A 22,226-nucleotide genomic window follows, 5' to 3' on the forward strand; every position below is an offset into this window, starting at 1 on the left:
CCCCACTCCTGCAATCGAGGTTCTCATTCATGGCACGTACCGTCAACTGTATCAAGCTCGGCAAAGAAGCCGAAGGTTTGGATTTTCCGCCCTACCCTGGCGATCTGGGCAAGCGCATCTGGGAAAGCGTCAGCAAGCAAGCCTGGGCCGACTGGATCAAGCATCAGACCATGTTGGTCAATGAAAACCGCCTCAACCTGGCCGACGCCCGTGCACGCCAGTACCTGGCCCGTCAAATGGAAAACCATTTCTTCGGCGACGGTGCTGATGCGGCCCAAGGCTACGTTCCGCCTCCGGCCTGATTCACCACTTCTGAAAAGTCCCACCGAGTTTCGTTGACTCCATTGGTTGACACACTAATGGAGCACGAACTCGCCTGCGTGGGGCTACCAGCGGCCTGGGCCGATCACACGGCCTGGACCATTCTGGATACCGATTTCTCGGACGGGCAGCGTTTCGAACAGGTTCTGCACGCTTGGCAGCAAGACCCACGCCGCCCGCGCATGCTGCATTACGTGGGCATTGCCACGCAGCAACCCGCGAAGCTGTCGAACACCCAACTGGCAAGGGCATCGGCAGATTTAGGTCCGGGTATGCACCGTATCCTGCTTGAAGGCGCTCAGGTATCGCTGACCTTGTGCCTGGGCACGGTGCAGGCGGCGCTTTCCGAGCAGGCGTTTCAGGCAGACACCCTGTTTACCACTGCACCCAATGACAAATGGGTCGCCCAATTGCTGGCGCGCCGCTGCCGACGCGCAACCCGGGTCGTCATAACCCTGGTGCCAGCCGATGCGCCCGCCAACGCCACGGCAGCCGCGCTGATGCAGGCGGCGGGATTTGTGCTGCAAGCCTATCCAACTCATCTTGTGGGCAGCTTCGATCCGCGCTGGACCATTGTCAATAGCCGCACAGCATCACGCCATGTTCAGCCCAAGCCGGGGCGCTGCGCCATCATCGGCGCCGGCCTATCCGGCGCCAGCATTGCGCAGGCGTTAGCGGTACGGGGTTGGCAGGTGACTGTGCTGGACCAGGAATCAGCACCTGCACGTGGCGCATCCGGTTTACCGGCAGGGCTGGCCGTGCCCCATGTATCAGCCGATGACAACCCGCGTTCACGCCTGACCCGCAGCGGCACCCGGCTGATGGCCGATCATGCCCAACGCCTGCTGCAGCGCGGTCTTGATTGGGAACCCAGTGGTGTGCGGGAGCTGTTTCCTGATGGTGAATCCACTTGGCACCCGCAGGCCTTCTGGCTCAAGCCGGCAGCCATGGTACAAGCCTGGCTGGCGCAACCTGGCATACGCTTCGTTGCGCACGCAACCGTAGACCGTATGGAGCGGGACGATGCCCTGTGGCAACTGCTGGGCCCAGACAGCAAGGACTGGGGGCAATTTGACGTGGTGGTGCTTGCCAATGCCATGGGCTGCGCTGCGCTGTTGCGCAAGGGGCTCGAAAGCAAGGCGGCACTCAGCCCAGATTGGTTGGACAGGTTGACCGCCCTGCACCCGGTGTATGGAACCGCCAGTCATGGCACCTACGCAGAAACGCTTCCTGATCTTCCCACCACGCCGGTCAATGGCAACGGCTGCTTCATTCCCCACCTACCCGGCGCCAATGGCGAAGAATGGCTGGCCGGCGCCACCTTCGAAACTGATGCGCTGGCCGCTTCTAACCTGGTCACCCAACATGCGCTCAATATGCAGCGCCTGCGGCAATTGCTGCCCATGGATGCCTATGACCTGGCCGACACGCTGGACCGTGGGCCGGTTGCGCAGTGGTCATCGACCCGCTGCGTCACCCATGACCGACTGCCCCTGGTTGGGCCAATTGATACGGCCTGCGGAACTGGGCTGTGGATCTGCGTTGGAATGGGCTCTCGCGGGCTGAGTTTGGCGGCGCTGTGTGCCGAACTGCTGGCCGCCCGACTGGGCGCCGAGCCACTGCCGCTGGAATCGAGCCTGGCCCGTAGCCTGGGCGCCAACCGGGTGCGAAGAAAGCCAGCAGCCACCAAGGCCGAATAAGCCCCGGTGTCAGACCTTTTGCAGCAGCCCCAATACCTGGGGCGGATTGAATGGAATATCCAACATTCCAATACAACCCAACTCCTCGGCTTTTTCCATGGCTGGCCAAGTGGGGCGCTCACTGGCCACGATGATGGTCTGTGGCGGGGCCACGGTGCCCTGCAAAGCCTGTATCAGTGCCCACGGATCGCCGTCCGTCAAATCCAGGCTCACGATGAGTACGTCGTAGTGCCGACGCCGGGTAGCGGTAACGGCCTGCTCGAAGGTGTTGGCCTCGTCCACATCAGTCAATCCGGCCAAGGACAGGCGGGCCCGCAAGTACATACGCTCTTCCACCTTGAGCCCCACCAACAGAGTTACCCGCACGCCCGGCGGCACATCGGTGTCGGCCAACGTATCAAACCCGGTTTCCAGATCCACATAACTTTGGGATGCAAACAGGCCGTCCAGCGCCTGTACCATGGTGTTCCAATCCACGGGGCGCTGAAAAGTGCGCCAGGCTCGTTCGTGGGTTTTAGCGCCAACACAAATGATCTTGGCGTTCGAGTTGAACGTGGGGGACGCCAATTCGACCTCTGCCTCGTGGCAATCCATGTCGATCAAGGACACATGGGGCGGCGCCGGCGCATCCGGCGTCCACAGACTGTACGAGGGCGACTGTCCCACTGAAAGCCGAAACAACGTATTAAGCGAGTGGCGTTCTATGCCACTAAACCCGACGACTTTGACCCAGATGATGTAGGACATGGCGCGGGATCCGCTCTATTTACGGCCCGAAGGCCTGATGATCTCGTCAAGGAATAGCGCCATCATAAAGGTGGGTAATGATCGATTCATAGGTTCTCCGCAGTCTTGACTCTAGCAGCGTTTGTGCCAACTGGTCCAGACTAACGCACTTTCGGGCTACCGGGCCCGCATCCTTCAGCGCAGCAACGCAAACGCCATCCAGAGCATCAGCCCCAGCTGCACGCTCCAGAATGTGGCGCGCACAAACACGTGGGGGCTCCCTACCCCGGTCAAGTGCGTCAGCGACTGGCCGATGCGCGCATACAGCACCCAGGGCGCCAGCGCGGCAATGGTGTCCTGTCGCCCCAATGCGATAGCACCCAGCACCAAAACGGCGAACACCGGCAGGTTTTCCAGACTATTGGCATGGGCATCCTCCAGGCGCTTGACCAAGGGGGCATCGCCGCTGGGTTTCGCTCCGCGCGGCCAACTGTTGATCGGCGTACCCGTCACAAATTTCAGGCCACGGTACAGAAAAACACCAGTCACCAGGCACAAAGTCCAGGCGGCGAAACCGATAAGCGCTTGCAGAGCAGTCATATGTAAGGGTCCCAATGAGTTTGAAGCGTGGACCTTAACCGATAGCGCGCGTTTCTGCTATCCGGCCGCTTTCTGCTGAACGGTGCTTTGGCCGCCATATACGAATTTAGAATATAAAAATAGCAAAAATGTAGTTTTCAATCTAAAGCCAGACACCTACAGTCTGGCCCATGCATGAATTAGCGTTTGTTATTGCGGGTTTTGTGGTTGGCGCCATCGTCGGGTTTACCGGCGTGGGGGGCGGCTCGCTGATGACGCCGATTCTGATTTTCTTGTTTGGTGTCAAGCCCTACCTGGCTGTCGGAACCGACTTGTTGTTTGCAGCGTTCACCAAGTTGGGCGGCACCATCAAACTGGCCCGTGCCAAGGTCATTGACTGGCCGATTGTGCTCAACCTGTCGGCTGGCAGCATTCCGGCCTCGCTGATCACCCTGTACGTGCTGCACTCTGCAGATGCCGCCAGCCAGCCAGTACAAAAGTTCATGACCACCGCACTGGGACTGGCCCTGCTGCTCACCGCTGCGGCAACCTTGTACAAGGTCCTTCACGGCAAGGTAACTCCGACCAGCATCGCCCAGGGCCAGGAACAACTTGCCGCCCGCCCCCGCCACTGGAGCCTGCCACTGTTGTTCGGCGCCGTGATTGGCACGCTGGTCACACTCACCTCTGTGGGCGCAGGCGCCATTGGTGTCACCGTGCTGATGATTCTGTACCCCATGTTGCCGCTGCCACGCATTGTGGCCGCTGACATTGCCTACGCAGTGCCGTTGACACTGGTAGCCGGTTTTGGCCATGCCACCTTGGGCGGTGTGGATTGGGCCATGTTGGCCTGCCTGCTGGCTGGATCGCTACCCGGCATCTGGGTCGGATCACATCTGTTGACCAAAACCCCTGAGCGGCTGGTTCGCTCGCTGTTGTCGGTGCTGTTGGCCTATGCCGGCACCAAACTCCTTGCGCTCTAAGCGTCTTCGAAGCACACCCCAAGATTTCCTGAAAACCTGCTCATGTACCAATACACTGACTTCGACCGCCAATTCATCACGGCCCGCGCCGCGCAATACCGCGACCAGCTGGAGCGCAATTTGGCAGGCACACTGGCAGACGACGATTTTCGCCCGCTACGCCTGCAAAACGGCTGGTATATCCAACGCTACGCGCCTATGCTGCGCATTGCCGTGCCCTACGGCGAGCTTGCCACCCGCCAGCTGCGCGTGTTGGCCCGCATTGCCCGCGAATACGACCAGCCGGATGCCCGCATTTTGCAAGAAGCGCACGACACCCAGGCCAAGCTGGGCGACATCCACCTGTCCAACGGCAAGGTGCTGGGCTCGGCGTTGGGCTACGGTTACGGCCACTTCACCACCCGAACCAATACCCAGTTCAACTGGGTGCCCTTGGTTAAAAGCGCCGAGGTAATGGAGCTGCTGGCCAGCGTGAGCATGCACGGCATCCAGACCAGCGGCAACTGCATTCGCAACATCACCAGCGACGAGCTGTCCGGTATTGCGCAAGACGAAATCGCCGACCCGCGCCCGTTCGGCGAAATCATGCGCCAGTGGAGCACGCTGCACCCCGAGTTTGCCTTCTTGCCACGCAAGTTCAAGATCGCCATCAGCGGCGCCACCGAAGACCGCGCCGCCACACCCTGGTATGACGTGGGCCTGCAAGTGGTGCGTGACGAAGAGTTGGCCGCACGCGAAACCGGCCCGCTGGCCGGCGTTGGCTTCCAAGTGCGCGTCGGCGGTGGCATGGGCCGCACACCCATCATTGGCAGCGTGGTGCGCGAATTTCTGCCGTGGCACCAGGTCATGAATTATTTAGAGGCGGTGATTCGCGTCTACAACCGCTACGGCCGGCGCGACAACGTTTGGAAAGCCCGTATCAAGATTTTGGTGAAGGCCGAGGGCCAGCGCTATATCGACCAGGTGGAAGCGGAATACCACCAGATCGTCGACGTGGACGGTGGACCGCACACCATCACCCAAGCCGAATACGACCGCGTCGCCGCCTGCTTTGTGGTGCCCGAGTTGACCCGCCATGTGGGCGCGCCGCTGGCCGCCCTGCCCCACGGCGACAAGGCCTTTGACCGCTGGCTGGCTCGCAACGTAGCCGCCCACAAAAACCCCAACCTGCGCGCGGTGACCTTGAGCTTTAAGCGCCCCGGTGCCAACCCCGGCGACGCCAGTGCCGAGGTGATGGAAGCCGCCGCCGACTTGGCCGACCAGTACAGCGCCAGTGAGCTGCGCCTGACGCACCAGCAAAACCTGCTGCTGCCCTGGGTGCATGTGAACGACCTGCCCGCCCTGTACGCAGAGGCCAAACGCTTGGGTCTGGCCCAGTCCAACATCGGCCTGCTGACCGACATGATTGTTTGCCCCGGTGGCGATTTTTGCTCGCTGGCCAATGCGCGCTCGCTGCCTATTGCCCAAGCCTTGACTGAGCGCTACCAGGACATGGATGAGTTGCACGACCTGGGCCCGATCGACCTGAACATGAGTGGTTGCATTAACAGTTGTGGCCACCACCACAGCGGTCACATTGGCATTTTGGGTGTCGATAAAGACGGCAAAGAGTGGTACCAGGTCACCCTGGGCGGAGCGGACGGCAGTGCGCACAGCGGCCCGGCTCTGGCTGGCAAAGTGGTCGGCCCGTCCTTCTCGGCGGCGGAAGTGCCGGACGTGGTGGAAGCCGTTCTGGCCACTTACAAAGAGCTGCGCCAAAGCCACGGCGCGCGCACCGAATCGTTCATTGAAACCCTGCGCCGCACCGGCATCGAGCCCTTCAAACAGGCTGCCAACGCCGCACGCCACCCCGCGCAAGCGTTGGAAACCGAAGCGGCCTAAGACCATTCCCCAAAAAAAAGAATCACCATGAAAATCATTGCTATCAACACCCCTTCTGAGTGCGCCAACGATCCCAACATCCTGGCCATTGCCAACGATGCCGATCCGCTGGAAGTCAGCCTCGACGGCATCACCCGCGTTGACCTGCATTTTCCCAAGTTCACCGACGGGCGGGCCTTCAGCCAGGCCTATTTGCTGCGCCGCCGCCTGGGATTTCAGGGTGAGATTCGCGCCACCGGCGATGTTCTGATCGACCAGCTGGTGCAAATGGAGCGCACCGGTTTTGACGTGGCTGTGCTGCGCGCTGACCAGAACCGCGATTTTGCGCAACGCCAGTTTGACCGCTACCGCGCCTTCTACCAGGCCGATGCGGTGACGGTACAACCCCTGTTTGCCCGCGACAAGGCGGCAGCATGAGCAACGCCATTACCCGCAATGCCGCGCCCAGCTCTGACTACACCATCAAGCTGGCAGAAGCCCAGGGTGTCTTGTCCCAGGCGGCGGCGCAGTATGCCGGTGCCAACAGTGGCGCAGCCACTGTCACCCAGGCCTCCAGCCTGGGCGCCGAAGACGTGGTCATCAGCCACCTGATCAACAGCTTGAAGCTGGACATCGGCATTTTTGTGCTGGATACCGGCCGCCTGCATGCGCAAACATTGGAGCTGCTGGAGCAGTTCAAGGCCAGCTCCCGCGCACCGATCACGGTCTACACGCCAGTGCAAGAAGCCGTGGTGCAATTTGTGGCCCGTGAAGGCCAGGATGCGATGTACAAGAGCATTGCCTTGCGCAAAGAATGCTGCGCTATCCGCAAGATGGAGCCTCTGGCGCGCGCACTCAAAGGCAAAGACGCCTGGATCACCGGCCTGCGCCGAGAGCAAAGCGGTGCCCGTGCCGAGGTGCCGTTGGTGGACCTGTCCGAGGCGCGCACCAAGATCAACCCATTGGCCAACTGGACCTGGGGCGACGTGTGGCACTACATCCAGCAAAACAACGTGGCCTACAACCCCTTGCACGACCAGTTCTACCCCAGCATTGGCTGCGAGCCGTGCACCCGCGCCATCAGCCAAGGCGAAGACTTCCGCTCCGGGCGCTGGTGGTGGGAAGACGAAAGCGCCAAAGAGTGCGGTCTGCACGTAACGCAGATTGGCCAGCACGTCAAAAACACAACTTCCGAAGAAAAGGCCACCGCATGAACGCGATGACAGAACCCACCCATTTCGAGCGCCTGTCTAACCAACACCTGGACGCGCTGGAAGAAGAAACCATCTTCATCCTGCGCGAAGTGGCCGCCGCCTTTGAGCGCCCCACCCTGCTGTTCTCGGGCGGCAAGGATTCGCTGGTCATGCTCAAGTGCGCCGAGAAGGCATTTGGTGCCACCAACATCCCCTACCCGCTGTTGATGATCGACACCGGCCACAACTTCCATGAAGTGACCGATTTCCGCGACTTCCGCGCCCAAGAGCTGGGTGCTGAGCTGATCGTGCGCAGCGTCGAAGACTCCATGAAGCGCGGCACCGTGCGCCTGGCCCACCCCGGCGAGAGCCGCAATGTGCACCAGTCGGTCACGCTGCTGGAAGCCATTGACGAATTCCGCTTTGACGCGCTGATTGGCGGCGCCCGCCGCGACGAGGAAAAGCCCGCGCCAAGGAACGCATCTTCTCCCACCGCGACAGCTTCGGCCAGTGGCAGCCCAAGGCCCAGCGCCCCGAGCTGTGGACGCTGTTCAACACCCGCCTGCAGCCCGGCGAGCACTTCCGCGTGTTCCCCATCAGCAACTGGACCGAGCTGGACGTGTGGCAGTACATCGAGCGCGAGCAGATCGCCCTGCCCTCGCTGTACTACACGCACAAACGCAGTGTGGTGGAACGCAAGGGCCTGCTGGTGCCCGTCACCGAGCTGACCCCACTGAAAGACGGTGAAACCGCCGAGCTACGCGACGTGCGTTTTCGCACCGTGGGCGACATCACCTGCACCTGCCCGGTAGACAGCACGGCCGCCACCGCCGCGGATATCGTGATTGAAACCCTGCAAGCGGATGTGAGTGAGCGCGGCGCCACCCGCATGGACGACAAGACCTCTGAGGCCTCCATGGAAAAACGCAAGAAAGACGGATACTTCTGATGAACGCTACTACTTTGATAGCTGGTTACGACCATTCGACGAGGGCTAGCGGCCAATTTGACACGCACTCGGCGTTGAAATTCATCACCTGCGGATCGGTGGACGATGGCAAGAGCACGCTGATTGGCCGCCTGCTGGTGGACAGCCGCTCGGTGCTGCAAGACCAGTTGGCCAATGTGTCCAAGAGCGGCGAGGCCGACCTGGCCCAGTTCACCGATGGCCTGTCTGCCGAGCGCGAGCAGGGCATCACCATCGACGTGGCCTACCGCTACTTCGCCACGCCCACACGCAAGTTCATCATTGGCGACGCGCCGGGCCATGTGCAGTACACCCGCAACATGGTCACCGCCGCCAGCAGCGCCCACGCCGCCGTGGTGCTGGTGGATGCCACCAAACTGAAGTGGGAGGTGGATGGCCTGGTGGAGCTGCTGCCGCAGACCCGCCGCCACAGCCTGCTGGTGAACCTGCTGCGCGTGCCCAGCATCGTCTTTGCCGTCAATAAGCTCGACGCACTGGGTGACAACGCCACTGCCGCCTTCGACAAGATCCGTGAAGCGTTGTTGGCGTTTGCCGAACACGCCGACATTGCGGTCACCGCCATCATCCCGGTCTCGGCCCTTAAAGGCGACAACGTGGTCACCGCGTCGGATGGCTGGTGCGGTTACCACGGCCCCAGCCTGCTCACCCTGCTGGAGCAACTTCCAGTAACAGCAGCAGAGACCAACGTACCCTTCGCGTTTCCGGTGCAATGGGTAGAGAAATTTCCCGGATCCAGCGACACCAGCCAGAGCCGCCGTATCTTCTGGGGCCGCGTGGCCACGGGCACGGTGCAGCCGGGGGACACGGTGTCTATTTTGCCCAGCGGCCAAACCGCCAAAGTGGCGCAGGTACTCAACCACGCCCGCGTGGCGAAAAATGTCGGGGCCGGACACGGTGCCGGTTTGGTGCTGGACCGAGAAGTGGATGTGTCGCGCGGTGACTGGATTCTGGCCAGCAACGACGCCCCCAGCCACTTTGAGACCACCCGCGAGATCCAGGCCACCGTCGCCTGGATGGACGACGAGCCGCTGGTGTCGGGCCGCGTCTATTGGGCGCTGCACGGCCACCGCTGGATCAAAGCGAAGGTCAAGCGCATCTTGCACAGCCTGGACATCAACACCCTGGCAGAACACGACGCCACCCAGATCGAACCCAATGCCATCGGCCACATCGAACTGGCCTTGCAGGAACCGATTGCCGCCCTGCCCTATGCCCAAAGCCGGGTGCTGGGTGCACTGATTTTGGTGGACACCGCCAGCCACAAGACCTCGGGGGCGTTGCTGTTGCGGTAAGGTTGCGGGTAGCAGCGGCGGTACTACAGCGCTTGCACCCGTGCCATGCTGGGCCGCTCCAGCCAGGCGGCAAACTCATCGGCCAGCTGCTCGCTGGCGCTGCAAGCGGCGTTCCAGACCTTGACGCGCGCGGCCAAGTCGTTGCCGTAACGGGTGAAGTCGGTGCGGTCCGGTAGCTTGCCGTTGGGCAGGGTCTTGACCCACTCGGGGTTGGGCGCCAGCAGCAACATGGTGTCCAGGTGGTGTGTGGCGTGGTGGCGCCACGTCAGGCGCTTGTCCAGCCAGCCGGGTACCACCGCCTTTTGAAAATGCGGGTACAACACCAGTTCTTGATGGTCAAATGGGGCACTAGCCCTCGTCGGATCTACACAAGTCGCTACCGAATCGATAGCATTACGGGGTGCGGCCGGATAGTTGAGGTGCAGGTGGTAGTCTGTAATGCCACCGTCCCAGTAGGCGCCGGGGGGCGCGCCGGGAATGTTGTGCACCGCCTGCAGCACAAACGGGATAGAACAACTGGCTTGCAACGCCAGGTTGAAGTTCGCCCCGCTCAGGCGCACTTGGCGGGTGCGGTAGTCGTCTGTAGCAAATGGCAGCGGCACACAGGCCGCACCATCGTCACCCATGGCCGGGCTGGAAAAAACCACGCGCTCCAGCCAGGCACCCATGGCTTTGCGCCGCACTGCGTTGGTCACAAAAGCGCCAAGGTAACCCACCGGTGTGCGCAAACCGTGTTCGGTGCGTAGCAGGTGGCGCCCACGCGAGGTGACGATGTGCAAGCGGTAGCGTGGGTGGTGCAACACCTCATCCACCCGCCCGCCATAAAAAGCGCGCAGGTTGTCACCAAACAGCTCGCTCACCATGGCGGCACTGGGGCGCTTTTGACCAGGTGGCAGCTCGTAGTGCTGGTGGATGTAGTCATGCTCCAGGCGGTCAAACGCCGCCACTGCATCATTCAGACAGGCCGTGGCCATGCGCCAGCCGCCAATGGAGGCGCCCACCAGATCAATGGGCTGCGTGGAGCGCGGCAGCCATTCGCCAAAGATGAAACGGTCCAGCGCACCCAGCAGCAAGCCCTTGGGACCACCGGCGGCGGCGGGAATGGTACGTATGGCGCCGGGTTGCAGCCCGTTGCGAGCAAGGGTTTTCCGCGCCACGGGGCCGGCATAAATGTGGAGTGCTTGCACAAAGAGGGCTATGTATGCGCAGCCCAATCAAACGGGTCCTGCTGGAGCACGTTGTCAATGTCCAGGTCCAGCACTACGCCCACCGAGTCGGGAAAGGTCACTGCCATGGCACGGTCATCCAGACGGGCCTCTTTGGCCCGCGCACGCCAGGTGGCCAGGTGGATGACGCCGGCCAGCGGTTCGTACACATTGTTCTCAAACGGGGCGTACTGGTGCTCCAGCGCGTCGATCAGGGGCTGCGGAAAAAACCACATGCGTGCAAAACCAGCGCTCACGGTGGCATAGCAATAGCCCAGTTCGGTGCGCTCCAGTTTGGCACGGCGCAAATCCAGTGGAGGGACTTCCTGATCCAGGGCTGCCAAGACTTCGGGCATGCCCAGGTGCATGGCCAGCTCGCCAATGGCATGGATCAGCCCACAGGTAAAAGCGGCCTGCTGGTTTTGCCGCACCAGACCCGCCAATGAGCGCGAGACCTTGGCCACATTAAGGCTGTATTCCCAGAAGCGCTGCAGGTTGATGCCGGGCACAGCCTTGGGTGATGCCACGCTGGCTGCCGCCTGGGCCATGGACTTGACATGGGCCAAGTCCATTACGGCCAGGGCCTCGGACACACTGCTGATCTTGCCGGATAGCTTGAAAAAGCTGGAATTGCCCAGTTGCAACAGGCGGGCGGTGAGTGCCGGATCAGTACTGATGAGTTGCGTCACCCGTCGCAAGTCCACTTCGGGTCTATCCAGCTCAGTGAGCAGCAAGGCCACAACCTTCGGGATGCTGGGCAAGTTGAACTGCTGTTCCAACAAATCTTGGATTTTCATACCCTGAAGTCTAAGGGACTATCACAAGGTCGGCATTCTGGGTATGCTGAAAATTAGCAATTGAAACCGCCTCTCCCATCCAAAGGATTCTGAAATGAGCAACGCCACACTGTCTCGCCGACCCATACGCCGCTTCTGGGGTTGGGGCAATGATGATGCCGTGCTCAGCGCGCACGAAAAATCCACGCTGGGCACGATGCTGCAGGCGCTGGGTACGGCCTATACCGAACACCCGGTGCCGCAGCTTGCCGAGTTTGTGTTGCCGACACCCCGCGTGTCGCCCCCTGCCGCATTGGTGAGCCAATTTTCTGCATCACCGCTGGACCGGCTCAACCATGCGGGTGGAAAAAGCTATGCCGACTGCGCGCGCATGTGGCTGCGCCAGGCACCACCGGTGCCGGACTGGGTGGTCTACCCAGAAAATGAGTTGGCAATTGTCGATATTCTCGATTGGGCGCAGACCCACAATGTGGCGGTGATTCCGTACGGCGGCGGCAGCAGCGTGTGTGGTGGTGTTGAAGCTGCGGTGGGGACTAGTTACGCCGGTGTTGTCTCGCTGGACATGGAGCGCCTCAGCCGCGTACTGGAGGTGGACCCGGTGAGTCGCGCAGCGCGCATTCAGGCCGGCGCACTCGGCCCTGAACTGGAATCACAACTCAAACCCCATGGGCTGACGCTGCGCCATTTTCCGCAAAGCTTTGAGTTTTCCACTTTGGGTGGGTGGATTGCTACCCGCGCAGGCGGCCACTACGCCACGCAAACCACGCATATTGACGATTTTGTGGAGTCCACGCGCATGGTCACGCCCAGCGGCATTCTGCAAACCCGTCGCCTGCCCGCATCGGGTGCAGGGCCGTCGCCCGACCGGCTGGTGTTGGGCTCCGAAGGCACCCTGGGTATCGTTACCGAGGCATGGACGCGACTGCAAGCGCCGCCCCAGTTTCGCGCATCGGCAGCGGTGAAGTTTGTCGACTACTTGCAAGCGGCACAGTGTGTCCGTGTGCTCGCACAGTCAGGACTTAACCCCAGCAATTGCCGCCTGCTGGATGCGGCAGAAACCGTCTCTTCGGGTGTGGGCGATGGTAGCCATGCGATTCTGGTGCTGGGCTTTGAGTCGGCCGACCACCCGTTGCAGCCCTGGATGGCGCGCGCACTGGAACTGGTTGCCGATTACGGAGGCCGTTTTGATGCCGATGCCGTCGCCCGGTCGATGGATGGGGCTAACACCGACGAACACCGCAGCGGGGCCGCCGGCGCATGGCGACAGGCATTTCTGCGTATGCCCTATTGGCGCGATCCAGCGGTGGGCATGGGCGTCATCATGGATACGTTCGAGACAGCCGTCACCTGGGATCGCTTCCCGGATTTCTACGCCAACGTGAAAGCCGATGTCGCCCACACCATAGAACGGGTCACCGGGCAGGAAGCGTGGATCTCCTGTCGCCTCACCCACGTGTATCCGGACGGCCCTGCCCCCTACTTCACGTTTGTGGCCCGCCCCGCAGACGGCAGTGTGGCCAGTGCGCTGGCGGCCTGGCGTGACATCAAGCTGGCGGCCAATGCGGCCATCATTGACCATGGCGGCACCAGTACCCACCACCATGCCGTGGGGCGTGACCACCGCAACGCCTACGAACGCGAAGTTGATCCCCTGTTCAGGGCCATGCTGGCCGCAGCCAAGCACCGCGTTGACCCGCACGGCATTCTCAACCCCGGCGTGCTGTTTGACCCCTTACACCGCACGGTCGGTATTACCGGTGCATTGGCACCCCGGCCCAAGAGCCAGTTCAGCGTTTGAGCTTGGCAAAGGCACTGGCCATGGCCGAGCCGCCACCCAAGCTGGCGTCTTGACGACTGCCGTGCTGGCCGCCGTTTTGGCGCTCGCCACGCGCAGGGCCTTGATAACGATTGTCTCCGGGTTTTTGGCCTGTAGCCCTCGTACCGCCTGCTGGTGCAGCTCCTATTTTCATAGTAAGACTGATGCGCTTGCGGGCCACGTCCACCTCTTGCACCTGCACTTTGACAATATCGCCGGTCTTGACCACCTCGCGCGCATCGGTGGTGAACTTGTGGCTGAGCTGGCTCACATGCACCAAGCCGTCCTGGTGCACGCCCAGATCGATGAAAGCGCCAAAGGCCGCGACGTTGCTCACGGTGCCTTCCAAAATCATGCCTTCCTTCAGGTCGGCAATGTCTTCCACGCCGTCGTTGAAGCGCGCCACCTTGAAGTCGGGGCGCGGGTCACGGCCGGGTTTTTCCAGCTCAGTGAAGATGTCTTTGACGGTGATGACACCGAATTGCTCGTTGGCGAACAGCTCGGGGCGTAGCGCTTTCAGCATATCAGCGCGGCCCATGATCTCCGCCACCGGCTTGCCGGTTTGGGCCATGATCTTCTCCACCACGGGGTAGGTCTCGGGGTGCACGCCGGTCATGTCCAGCGGGTTGCTGCCGCCACGAATCCGCAAAAAGCCAGCCGCCTGCTCAAAGGTCTTGGCACCCAGGCCGGTGACCTTGAGCAAATCTTGCCGGCTGCCAAAGGCGCCGTTGCTTTCGCGCCAGCGCACCACGGCCTTGGCCACGGTGCCGGACAGGCCCGACACCTTGGACAAGAGCGGCACGCTGGCCGTGTTGAGGTCCACACCCACCGAGTTGACGCAGTCTTCCACCACGGTGTCCAGCATACGGGCCAGTTCGCTCTGGTTCACATCGTGCTGGTACTGGCCCACGCCAATACTCTTGGGGTCAATCTTGACCAGCTCGGCCAGCGGATCTTGCAAGCGACGCGCAATGCTGGCGGCACCGCGCAGGCTCACGTCCACATCGGGCATCTCTTGGCTGGCAAATTCGCTGGCGCTGTACACCGAGGCGCCCGCCTCGCTGACCACCACCTTCTCAATCTTTAACTCCGGCGCTCCTGCTTGCGTGGCCATCTTGCCCAGCAGCTTGATCAAATCACCGGCCAGTTTGTCGGTCTCGCGGCTGGCGGTGCCGTTGCCAATGGCGATCAGGTTCACGCCGTGTTTGGCGCAGAGTTTGCCCAGGGTGTGCAGCGAACCTTCCCAATCTTTGCGCGGCTCGTGGGGGAACACGGTGGCGGTTTCGACCAGCTTGCCGGTGGAATCGACCACTGCCACCTTCACGCCGGTGCGAATGCCAGGGTCCAGTCCCAGCACCACACGCGGGCCGGCGGGTGCAGCCAAGAGCAGGTCACGCAGGTTGTCGGCGAAGACCTTGATGGCGACTTTTTCGGCCTCTTCGCGCAGCCGCGTAAACAGGTCACGCTCGGTGGACATGGACAGTTTGACCTTCCAGGTCCAGGCGACGCATTTGCGGATCAAATCGTCGGCAGCGCGCTTCTGGTGGCTCCAGCCCAAGCGCAGCGCAATGCGGCCTTCGGCCAGCGAGACCACCGGAGCCGCTATTTTTTTAATAGCTGGTTGTGCAGTATTGGCGAGGGCGATAGGCTGATTTGATGCTAAAGCTGGTTCGGGAAGCACCAACTTGGCATCCAAAATGTCCAGCGAACGGCCCCGGAACACGGCCAGCGCACGGTGGCTGGGCACGCGGCCAATGGGCTCGTCGTAGTCAAAATAATCGCGAAACTTGGCCACGTCGGCGTTGTTCTCGTCCTTGCCCTCCGCCAGCTTGGATTGCAGCAGGCCCTCGGCCCACAGCCACTCGCGCAGGTCTTGCACCAGTGCGGGGTTCTCTGCCCAGCGCTCACTGAGCAAATCACGCACACCATCCAGCACGGCTGGCACGGTGCTGAAATCGGGCTGTTTGTCCTCGCCCTCCACCACCGGGCGCATGGGAATAACGTAGGACAGCGCCGCCTCGGCAGGCACCAGGGTCGGATCAGCAAACAACGCGTCGGCCAGTGGCTCCAGCCCGGCTTCCTTGGCCAGTTGGCCCTTGGTGCGGCGCTTGAGCTTAAAGGGCAGGTAAATGTCTTCCACCTCTTGCTTGGTGGTGGCGCTGTGAATGGCGGCCATGAGCACCGGGGTCAGCTTGCCCTGCTCATCAATCAGCTTGCACACCGCCTCTTTGCGGTCGCGCAGCTCGCGCAGGTACGACAGGCGGGTTTCCAGCTCGCGCAGCTGTATATCGTCCAACCCACCGGTCACTTCCTTGCGGTAGCGGGCAATAAAGGGCACCGTAGAGCCTTCGTCCAAGAGCTGCACAGCGGCTTCGATTTGATTGCGGGCGGACTTGTATTTCTTGCGCGAGTTGCGCGATGATTTTCTGCATGGCGGGGAAGCGAAACAAAAGCATTGGCCGCAGGGCCAAATTGGGTAAATGAAAGCAAGGCCGGAAGTGTGCCACAAGGCCGCAGGCGGCCCTCCATCCGGCTATGCCTGGTTGAAAGCCTCCATACCTCGGGTCTGGCTCTTGTTCTTGTGGTGAATGCGATTCAAAGTGCGTTGCAGCGGCGGCAAAGGAGCCGGAACTGCCACAATTTGACCGCTATCGAGCAACTCCTGCACTACATGCAGCGACAGGCAACTCACCCCTAGACCGGCCGCTACGGTGCGGCGGATGGCCTCGGAGTGGCCCATTTCAATGACCTCACCAAAGCCGCCCACATGGGGCAGCAACAGGTGTTCCACTTCCTCGCGGGTACCAGAGCCACGCTCGCGCAAGACCCACAACGCCTGCGCCAGCTGCGAAAAACCAACTGGCGCCTTTGCCAGCGGGTGCGTGGCGGCAGTAAACACCACCAGCGTGTCGTCCTGCCAGGGTTCAATCACTATATCGGGATGGTGGCAGGGGCCTTCCACATAACCCATATCTACCTTGAAACCCGCCACTGCCTCGACCACATCTGCGGTGTTACCCACCATTAACTCCACCCGCGCTTGGGGATGCTGTTGCTGAAAGCGGGCAATCTGCAGCGGCAGCAGGTAGTTGGCTATGGTGCTGCTGGCGCCCACGCGCACATGCAGGGCAGAGTCGCTGTCGAACAAGCGCTGCATGTCCTGCGCAGCGTCGAGCATGGCGCGGGCGCGGGGCAACAGCAGGCGGCCATATTCGTTGAGCACCAGACGGCGCCCCACCCGATCGAACAGGCGCGCAGCCAGAGCGGTTTCTAGCGCCGCCAGGGCTTGGCTGGCGGCCGATTGGGTCAACGCCACGCTATCGGCAGCAGCCGTCACCGTCTCCTGGTCTGCTACCGCCACAAAAACTTCCAGCTCCCGCAGGCTCAAACGCAATGCCATGGTGTGTTTCCTCTTGTTCGATATCGCTGGATTTTGACCAATTCATCAATATTTTTAATTGAATTAATAAATATTAACTGTTTTACAACTGGATCACAAAAACCTATCGTTCAGGTACCGGGGGGCCACAAGCCCCACTTTACGCAGGTAGAACCATGAAATTCAACCGCCAACACATCCCTGGCCTGGCCCTCGCTTTCACCCTGTCACTGGGCGCTCTCTATGCCGCTGGCCTGCCGTGGTTCAGCCAACTCGGCCTATCCGCCCTGACGCTGGCCATTGTGGGCGGCATGGTGCTGGGCAATACGGTCTATCCGCGCATCGCGGTGCACAGCCATGCAGGGATTGCCTTCGCCAAGGGCCACATCCTGCGCCTGGGCATCATTATGTTCGGCTTCAAGCTCACTTTTCAGGATATTGCGGCGGTCGGCGTGGGCGGCATCCTGATCGATGCCTGTGTGTTGACGTCAACCTTCTTTTTGGCCTTTTGGCTGGGCCGGCGCAAGCTGGGGCTGGATGAACAGAGCGTGATCTTGATCGGCGCCGGCAGCTCAATCTGCGGCGCCGCCGCCATTTTGGCGACCGAGCCAGTTATCAAGGCACAAGCCGAGAAGGTGGCGGTGGCCGTGGCGACCGTGGTGGTGTTCGGCACCCTGGCCATGTTTCTGTACCCGCTGCTGTTTTCCATGACCCATGCGTTGGGGGTGTCTGAATTTGCCTTTGGCATTTTTACCGGCTCCACCGTGCATGAAGTGGCACAGGCAGTTGCTGCTGGTCGCGCCGTGAGCGAGCAAGCCGCCACCAGTGCGGTCATTACCAAGATGATTCGGGTGATGATGCTGGCCCCGTTTTTGATGATTTTGTCGGCCTGGTTGAACCGCCGCCATAACAGTGACAAGCGGTAGCGATAGTGACAAGCGCCCCATCACCATTCCGTGGTTTGCCCTGGGCTTTCTTGCCATGGCGGGCTTCAACTCATTGAGCTGGCTGCCCCAAGCCTGGGTTGCCCAACTGATTGCGCTGGACAACTTGCTGCTGGCCATGGCCATGGGCGCGCTGGGGTTAACGACGCACGTCTCTGCCATCCGCAAAGCTGGCAGCAAGCCCATGGTGCTGGCCACCGCGCTTTTCGCGTGGCTGCTGATTGGCGGAACCCTGATTAACAGCGGCATCGGGTATTTGATCCGCAGCTGAATCGGCAACTGGCGCACCAAGCGCTTAAGCGGAGTTTGGGCAACGCAGGGCAATCACGTCTTTTTTTGCTCGGACTGCCCTGCAGTTCAGGACACGCCTGCAGCGTTCTGTCGCACGCGGCTTCCGTTTGGACGCCACGACGGCTACAGTCCGCCTACTTCTTTCACTGCACCAATGCACCATTGATGATGCCATCCCCGAAACTCACCCCAACGCTGGCCGTCCTTGCCTGGGTTCTGGCCATCATGGCAGTGCTCGGTTCGGGCTACTTCGCCTGGCAAAAGCTTGTGCCCAAGACAGCAGGTCCAATACGCGTGACAGCCCAGCCGCAGAAGATCTGGATAGAAGCCAGTGATACAGGCCAAGCCCTAAATTTTGACTTTTTGGTGGAGAACCAGGGCTCTACACCGCTGGGGCTGGACAGCATAGAACTAAGCGTTATGGACAGTCTCGGCAAACCCGTGCTACGCCGCTTTATCGACGGCAACGGCTTGGCACCCGCCATCGAAACGGTACCCACCCGCACCATCGCTTCTGGCGCGAAGATACTGGTGTTCAACCCCTTCCACAGTTTCAGGCCGGACGTGGACCTGCACACACTCACCTACCGGTTTGGTATGAGCATCCCGCATGAGGCGCCAGAATCCCAGGCAACCGTCACGGTGACGCCGCAGGTGTACCAGAGCAAGACCGTGTTGTCCCTGCCGGTCAAAGGCTGGTTGATGATCCATGATGGTCATGATTTTTACGCCCACCACCGCCGCCTCAACACAGAACACCCAGCGGCCAAAGACCTTGGGCTGAGCCAGAATTTCATGCGCTACAGCCTGGACATCAATCCCAGCAACGAGCACTTCGACGTCTTCCGCAGCTCCGGTGCCAGTAATGAAGACTGGTACGCTTGGGGTCAGCCTCTGTATGCAACCGGCGATGGCACAGTGGTAGATGCAGCTGACACAACGCCAGACAATATCCGTGGAGGTGAGAGTTATTTCAGGCTCGAAAAGGTCAAGTCAACGCCTATGCATTTCTATGGCAACTACGTGGTTATTGACCATGGCAATGGTGAATTCAGCCTGCTGGGCCATGTCCAAAAAGGCAGTCTATCGGTGAAAGTGGGCGATGTGGTGCGGCGCGGCGACCTGGTGGCGCGCATGGGCAATTCCGGCAGTTCCAACAATCCACATGTGCACTACGAGCTTCGTACCGACAAGGACCTCAAGGCCGAAGGCCTACCGGCCAACTTCGTTGGCTACCGTCGCCACCTGGGCTCCAAAGTGTTGGCCGTGGCCTTGGGCCCTGTGGATACCGGAGACCTACTGGAAACGCCGTAAAAGCGGTGCTCAAGCATGCCGCCTACTTTGGCACCTTGGTGATTTGCACGCTGGCAATCTTCCACACCCCGTTGGAGCGCACGTAGATGTCGATGTAGCGGTAATGCGACGCGAATGGTTTGCCGTCGTAGCTACCCGTCATCTGCGTGCGCCCACTTAACAAAGCCACGTCGCCGTACAGACGCACGTCAAAATCCTCCACCGTTTAGGGGTTGATAGTCAGCTTGGGCACGAGCAAGCCGGTTACGAACGATGCCTTGGTTTCGATGTCAGCATCGCCATCTATCTGGCGAAAGTCGTCCGCCATATTGGTCTCAATGGCCCCACGGTCTTTGCGCACAATGGCCTTGTCCCATGCATCGGCCTGGCGGGTCAATTGGGCAATGTCACCGGCTTGCGCGCCTTGGCTGGACGTGCCCGTCACGCTGCAGGCCGTTGCGCAGGTCAGCACAGCCAGTGCTATCAGGGGTTTTAAAACGCGCAGCAAGCAAACGGTCATGGCACGATTGGCAAGTGGTTCGACGCTCGCGTGAAAGCGCATCGTTTTCATGGTGTGACGGGTCTTGTTTGGCATAAGGGCGTGAGCATAGCCGCGACAATATGCCCAACGCAAGCCATCCCCACCCAATCTGTTACAACGTCTTCGACTTCTCACAGACTTTCAATCAACCGATGCCCCACACCCCCACCAGCGTCGTCACTAACCACGCACGGCCTCACATGCCCACCATCCATTGGACCGAATCCGGCGTTAACCACACTGCCCTGTGGCGCTCTGAACGCGGAGCACCACCGCCCAAGCGCGTAGTGATTGCCGACGACACCACCACTGCCGATGCGGCCTACCACCTTGCCTGCGAAGGCACTGCCTTACTGTGGCGCGGCGACTTTCACAACGCCCGCCAATTGCTGCAGGCCCTGGCCCGACGCGTTGACAAAACCCCACAGCGCAAGAAGCGCGCAAAAGGCAAAGCCACTGATGCCGATGCGCCTGCTGTTCCGATGGCCAACGTGTTCAATTTGCACCGCCAGGCCCAGGCCCAGCGGGCACGGGTGTTGGGTATGGTGCTGCTACCCTTTGAAGCCGACTACGGCATTGCGCTGCGCCGGGCGCCAGATGCCCGCCTAGCCTGTGCCGAGGCTTGGGGGCCAGTCATTACCACCGATGGCGCCAGTGTGGCACCGATGCGCGATCTGCTGGGCATGATCAGTGCGCACGAGTGGCGTAAAAAAGGTGTCGAGGTTGCTGCGCTGGGTGCTGCGCCCAACAACCGCATCCACCCCCACTATGGCGTGTTCTCTCCCATACGCGGCGAATACGTGGCCCTGGTAGCTACAGCCCCACTACCACAGGCTGGGCCAAGCCAAAAGGACTTGGTGGCGTTTGACATTGGCACCGGCACCGGCGTGCTGTCTGCGGTGTTGGCGCGGCGCGGCATCACCAAGGTGGTGGCCACCGACCAAGACCCGCGTGCCATTGCCTGTGCGCACGCCAATCTGACACAACTGGGCGTTAGCGCCCAGGTGGAAGTGCTCCAGGTTGACCTGTTCCCGCCGGGGCGCGCCAGCCTTGTTCTGTGCAACCCACCGTGGCTGCCGGCGCGGCCCAGTTCTCCCATCGAATTTGCCGTGTACGACGAAGGCAGCCGCATGTTGCTGGGCTTTTTGGCCGGGTTGACCGATCACCTGACGCGGCACGGCGAAGGCTGGTTGATTTTGTCGGATCTGGCCGAGCACCTGGGCCTGCGCACCCGGGCCGAACTGCTGGCCGCGTTTGCAGCCGCCGGTCTTGTGGTTCTGGGGCGCATGGATGCCAAGCCCGTCCACGCCAAGGCAACCGACAGTACGGATGCCCTGCATGCGGCGCGCGCAGCCGAAATAACCTCGCTGTGGCGGCTGGGGGCCGCCGCCACGTAACTACGCCCGCAACGCCTTCTTCAACTCCACACCCAGTTCGGGTTTGTGGGCAAACGGATCGGTGGGATTGCGGGCCTGCAGCACGTCCTCCATCCGGGTCTGGACCGAACCGATGGCTTTGGGATGGCTGTAGATGTAGAACTGCCCGCCGGCGATGGCGTCAAACACCATCTGCGCCACTTGGGCCGCAGTCACTTTGCCACTGCTGACGGCCTTGTCGCTCATGGCCTGGCCGATGAGCTGACTTTGCGTGGGTTTGGTGTGGGCCGCTGTCAGGGCATCGGGCCGATTGCGGTGGCTCTGGCTGATGCCGGTGGGCACAAAGAAGGGGCACAGCACACTGGCGCTGATCTGGTCGGTCACCAAGGCCAGATCCTGGTACAGGGTTTCGCTCAGCGACACCACCGCATGCTTGCTCACGTTGTAAATGCCCATATTGGGCGCATTCAGCAGGCCGGCCATGCTGGCGGTATTCACAATGTGGCCCTGGTAGGTGGGGTCGGCATTGGCGGCCGCCAGCATCATGGGTGTGAACAGGCGCACGCCGTGCACCACGCCCATGAGGTTGACACCCAACACCCATTCCCAGTCTTGGAGGGAGTTTTCCCAGATCAGGCCGCCGGCACCGACGCCTGCGTTGTTGAACACAAAGTGCGGAGCGCCAAAACGGGCAAAGGCCGCATCGGCCAAGGCTTGCATCTGGTCGGCCTTGGACACATCCACCCGCATGGCCAGCACCGGCGCGCCTGCGGCCTGCATTTCGGTAACTGTTTTGTCCAGCGCGTCCTGTTGCACATCGGCCAGCACCAGGTTCATGCCCAGCCTGGCGCCGATGCGGGCGCACTCCAGGCCAAAACCGGAACCGGCACCAGTCAATACGGCTGTCTTGTTTTTGAAATCAGAAATCATGCAAAAAGCTCC

The 22,226-nt window shown here is 61.2% G+C and carries 21 protein-coding genes and 1 pseudogene; 13 read left to right on the top strand and 9 right to left on the bottom strand.

Features of this window, described 5'->3' with window-relative positions; all coding sequences use genetic code 11:
* The first annotated feature begins 29 nt into the window (after positions 1–29).
* Both IPI80_RS05420 and IPI80_RS05425 read left to right on the top strand, forming a co-directional pair.
* Positions 30–302, top strand: a complete 273-nt coding sequence (locus IPI80_RS05420) for an oxidative damage protection protein (RefSeq protein ID WP_413857932.1) — start codon at positions 30–32, stop codon at positions 300–302.
* 57 nt (positions 303–359) lie between these two features.
* Positions 360–2,021 (top strand): FAD-dependent oxidoreductase, encoded by a 1,662-nt coding sequence (locus IPI80_RS05425; RefSeq protein WP_413857934.1) that lies wholly within the window; start codon positions 360–362, stop codon positions 2,019–2,021.
* Between the two features lie 9 nt (positions 2,022–2,030).
* On the opposite strand, the gene IPI80_RS05430 is transcribed toward IPI80_RS05425, so the two are convergent.
* Complete coding sequence (locus IPI80_RS05430) at positions 2,031–2,768, bottom strand: hypothetical protein (protein ID WP_413857936.1); 738 nt, start codon at positions 2,766–2,768, stop codon at positions 2,031–2,033.
* Positions 2,769–2,942: 174 nt separating this feature from the next.
* Complete coding sequence (locus IPI80_RS05435) at positions 2,943–3,347, bottom strand: MAPEG family protein (protein WP_413857938.1); 405 nt, start codon at positions 3,345–3,347, stop codon at positions 2,943–2,945.
* Positions 3,348–3,517: 170 nt separating this feature from the next.
* On the opposite strand from IPI80_RS05435, the gene IPI80_RS05440 reads away from it, so the two are divergent.
* From IPI80_RS05440 to IPI80_RS05465, 6 genes and pseudogenes are all read left to right on the top strand, one after another.
* On the top strand, positions 3,518–4,309 hold the full coding sequence (locus IPI80_RS05440; protein ID WP_413857940.1) for a sulfite exporter TauE/SafE family protein: 792 nt from the start codon (positions 3,518–3,520) through the stop codon (positions 4,307–4,309).
* A gap of 42 nt (positions 4,310–4,351) precedes the next feature.
* The gene (locus IPI80_RS05445) at positions 4,352–6,190 is read left to right on the top strand and encodes a nitrite/sulfite reductase (RefSeq protein ID WP_413857942.1); all 1,839 of its coding nucleotides are present in this window, start codon (positions 4,352–4,354) and stop codon (positions 6,188–6,190) included.
* Between the two features lie 27 nt (positions 6,191–6,217).
* Positions 6,218–6,607: a DUF934 domain-containing protein gene (locus IPI80_RS05450; RefSeq protein ID WP_413857944.1), complete on the top strand. Its 390-nt coding sequence runs from the start codon at positions 6,218–6,220 to the stop codon at positions 6,605–6,607.
* Positions 6,604–7,383: a phosphoadenylyl-sulfate reductase gene (locus tag IPI80_RS05455; protein WP_413857946.1), complete on the top strand. Its 780-nt coding sequence runs from the start codon at positions 6,604–6,606 to the stop codon at positions 7,381–7,383. The genes IPI80_RS05450 and IPI80_RS05455 overlap by 4 nt, the downstream gene beginning before the upstream one ends.
* Positions 7,380–8,311 (top strand): annotated as a pseudogene (gene cysD / locus IPI80_RS05460) (sulfate adenylyltransferase subunit CysD). Before IPI80_RS05455 ends, cysD begins: the two are co-directional and overlap by 4 nt.
* Positions 8,311–9,642: a sulfate adenylyltransferase subunit 1 gene (locus tag IPI80_RS05465; RefSeq protein WP_413857948.1), complete on the top strand. Its 1,332-nt coding sequence runs from the start codon at positions 8,311–8,313 to the stop codon at positions 9,640–9,642. The pseudogene cysD and the gene IPI80_RS05465 overlap by 1 nt, the downstream one beginning before the upstream one ends.
* Positions 9,643–9,665: 23 nt before the next feature.
* Here IPI80_RS05465 and IPI80_RS05470 read toward each other — a convergent pair whose 3' ends face one another.
* Both IPI80_RS05470 and IPI80_RS05475 read right to left on the bottom strand, forming a co-directional pair.
* A complete protein-coding gene (locus tag IPI80_RS05470) occupies positions 9,666–10,829 on the bottom strand; it encodes a phospholipase (RefSeq protein ID WP_413857950.1) in 1,164 nt (387 codons plus the stop codon).
* Positions 10,830–10,837: 8 nt separating this feature from the next.
* Positions 10,838–11,644, bottom strand: a complete 807-nt coding sequence (locus IPI80_RS05475; protein ID WP_413857952.1) for an HDOD domain-containing protein — start codon at positions 11,642–11,644, stop codon at positions 10,838–10,840.
* A 94-nt stretch (positions 11,645–11,738) separates the two neighbouring features.
* Here IPI80_RS05475 and IPI80_RS05480 point away from each other — a divergent pair, with 94 nt between their 5' ends.
* Positions 11,739–13,442 carry an FAD-binding oxidoreductase gene (locus IPI80_RS05480; protein WP_413857954.1) on the top strand — a complete coding sequence of 568 codons (1,704 nt, stop codon included), beginning with the start codon at positions 11,739–11,741 and terminating at the stop codon, positions 13,440–13,442.
* On the opposite strand, the gene IPI80_RS05485 is transcribed toward IPI80_RS05480, so the two are convergent.
* Entirely contained in the window at positions 13,432–15,825 is a 2,394-nt protein-coding gene (locus IPI80_RS05485; protein ID WP_413857956.1) for a Tex family protein, read from the bottom strand. The two genes, IPI80_RS05480 and IPI80_RS05485, sit on opposite strands and share 11 nt — an antisense overlap.
* A gap of 168 nt (positions 15,826–15,993) precedes the next feature.
* Positions 15,994–16,860 carry a LysR family transcriptional regulator gene (locus IPI80_RS05490; RefSeq protein ID WP_413857958.1) on the bottom strand — a complete coding sequence of 289 codons (867 nt, stop codon included), beginning with the start codon at positions 16,858–16,860 and terminating at the stop codon, positions 15,994–15,996.
* A 155-nt stretch (positions 16,861–17,015) separates the two neighbouring features.
* Here IPI80_RS05490 and IPI80_RS05495 point away from each other — a divergent pair, with 155 nt between their 5' ends.
* From IPI80_RS05495 to IPI80_RS05505, 3 genes are all read left to right on the top strand, one after another.
* Positions 17,016–17,765, top strand: a complete 750-nt coding sequence (locus IPI80_RS05495; RefSeq protein ID WP_413857960.1) for a YeiH family protein — start codon at positions 17,016–17,018, stop codon at positions 17,763–17,765.
* Entirely contained in the window at positions 17,752–18,054 is a 303-nt protein-coding gene (locus IPI80_RS05500; protein WP_413857962.1) for a putative sulfate exporter family transporter, read from the top strand. Before IPI80_RS05495 ends, IPI80_RS05500 begins: the two co-directional genes overlap by 14 nt.
* A 185-nt stretch (positions 18,055–18,239) precedes the next feature.
* Positions 18,240–19,388 carry a M23 family metallopeptidase gene (locus IPI80_RS05505; RefSeq protein ID WP_413857964.1) on the top strand — a complete coding sequence of 383 codons (1,149 nt, stop codon included), beginning with the start codon at positions 18,240–18,242 and terminating at the stop codon, positions 19,386–19,388.
* 22 nt (positions 19,389–19,410) lie between these two features.
* On the opposite strand, the gene IPI80_RS05510 is transcribed toward IPI80_RS05505, so the two are convergent.
* Both IPI80_RS05510 and IPI80_RS05515 read right to left on the bottom strand, forming a co-directional pair.
* Positions 19,411–19,590, bottom strand: coding sequence for a nuclear transport factor 2 family protein (locus IPI80_RS05510; RefSeq protein WP_413857966.1), 180 nt, complete (start codon positions 19,588–19,590; stop codon positions 19,411–19,413).
* Positions 19,591–19,593: 3 nt separating this feature from the next.
* Positions 19,594–19,938, bottom strand: a complete 345-nt coding sequence (locus IPI80_RS05515; protein WP_413857968.1) for a hypothetical protein — start codon at positions 19,936–19,938, stop codon at positions 19,594–19,596.
* A gap of 170 nt (positions 19,939–20,108) precedes the next feature.
* Between IPI80_RS05515 and IPI80_RS05520 the strand changes: the two genes are divergently transcribed.
* Positions 20,109–21,305: a methyltransferase gene (locus IPI80_RS05520; RefSeq protein WP_413857970.1), complete on the top strand. Its 1,197-nt coding sequence runs from the start codon at positions 20,109–20,111 to the stop codon at positions 21,303–21,305.
* On the opposite strand, the gene IPI80_RS05525 is transcribed toward IPI80_RS05520, so the two are convergent.
* Complete coding sequence (locus tag IPI80_RS05525; RefSeq protein ID WP_413857972.1) at positions 21,306–22,214, bottom strand: SDR family oxidoreductase; 909 nt, start codon at positions 22,212–22,214, stop codon at positions 21,306–21,308. It abuts the gene before it with no gap.
* Positions 22,215–22,226 lie beyond the last annotated feature (12 nt).

The sequence above is a fragment of the Candidatus Aalborgicola defluviihabitans genome, assembly GCF_016705985.1.
Lineage (GTDB): Bacteria > Pseudomonadota > Gammaproteobacteria > Burkholderiales > Burkholderiaceae_C > Allorhodoferax > Allorhodoferax defluviihabitans.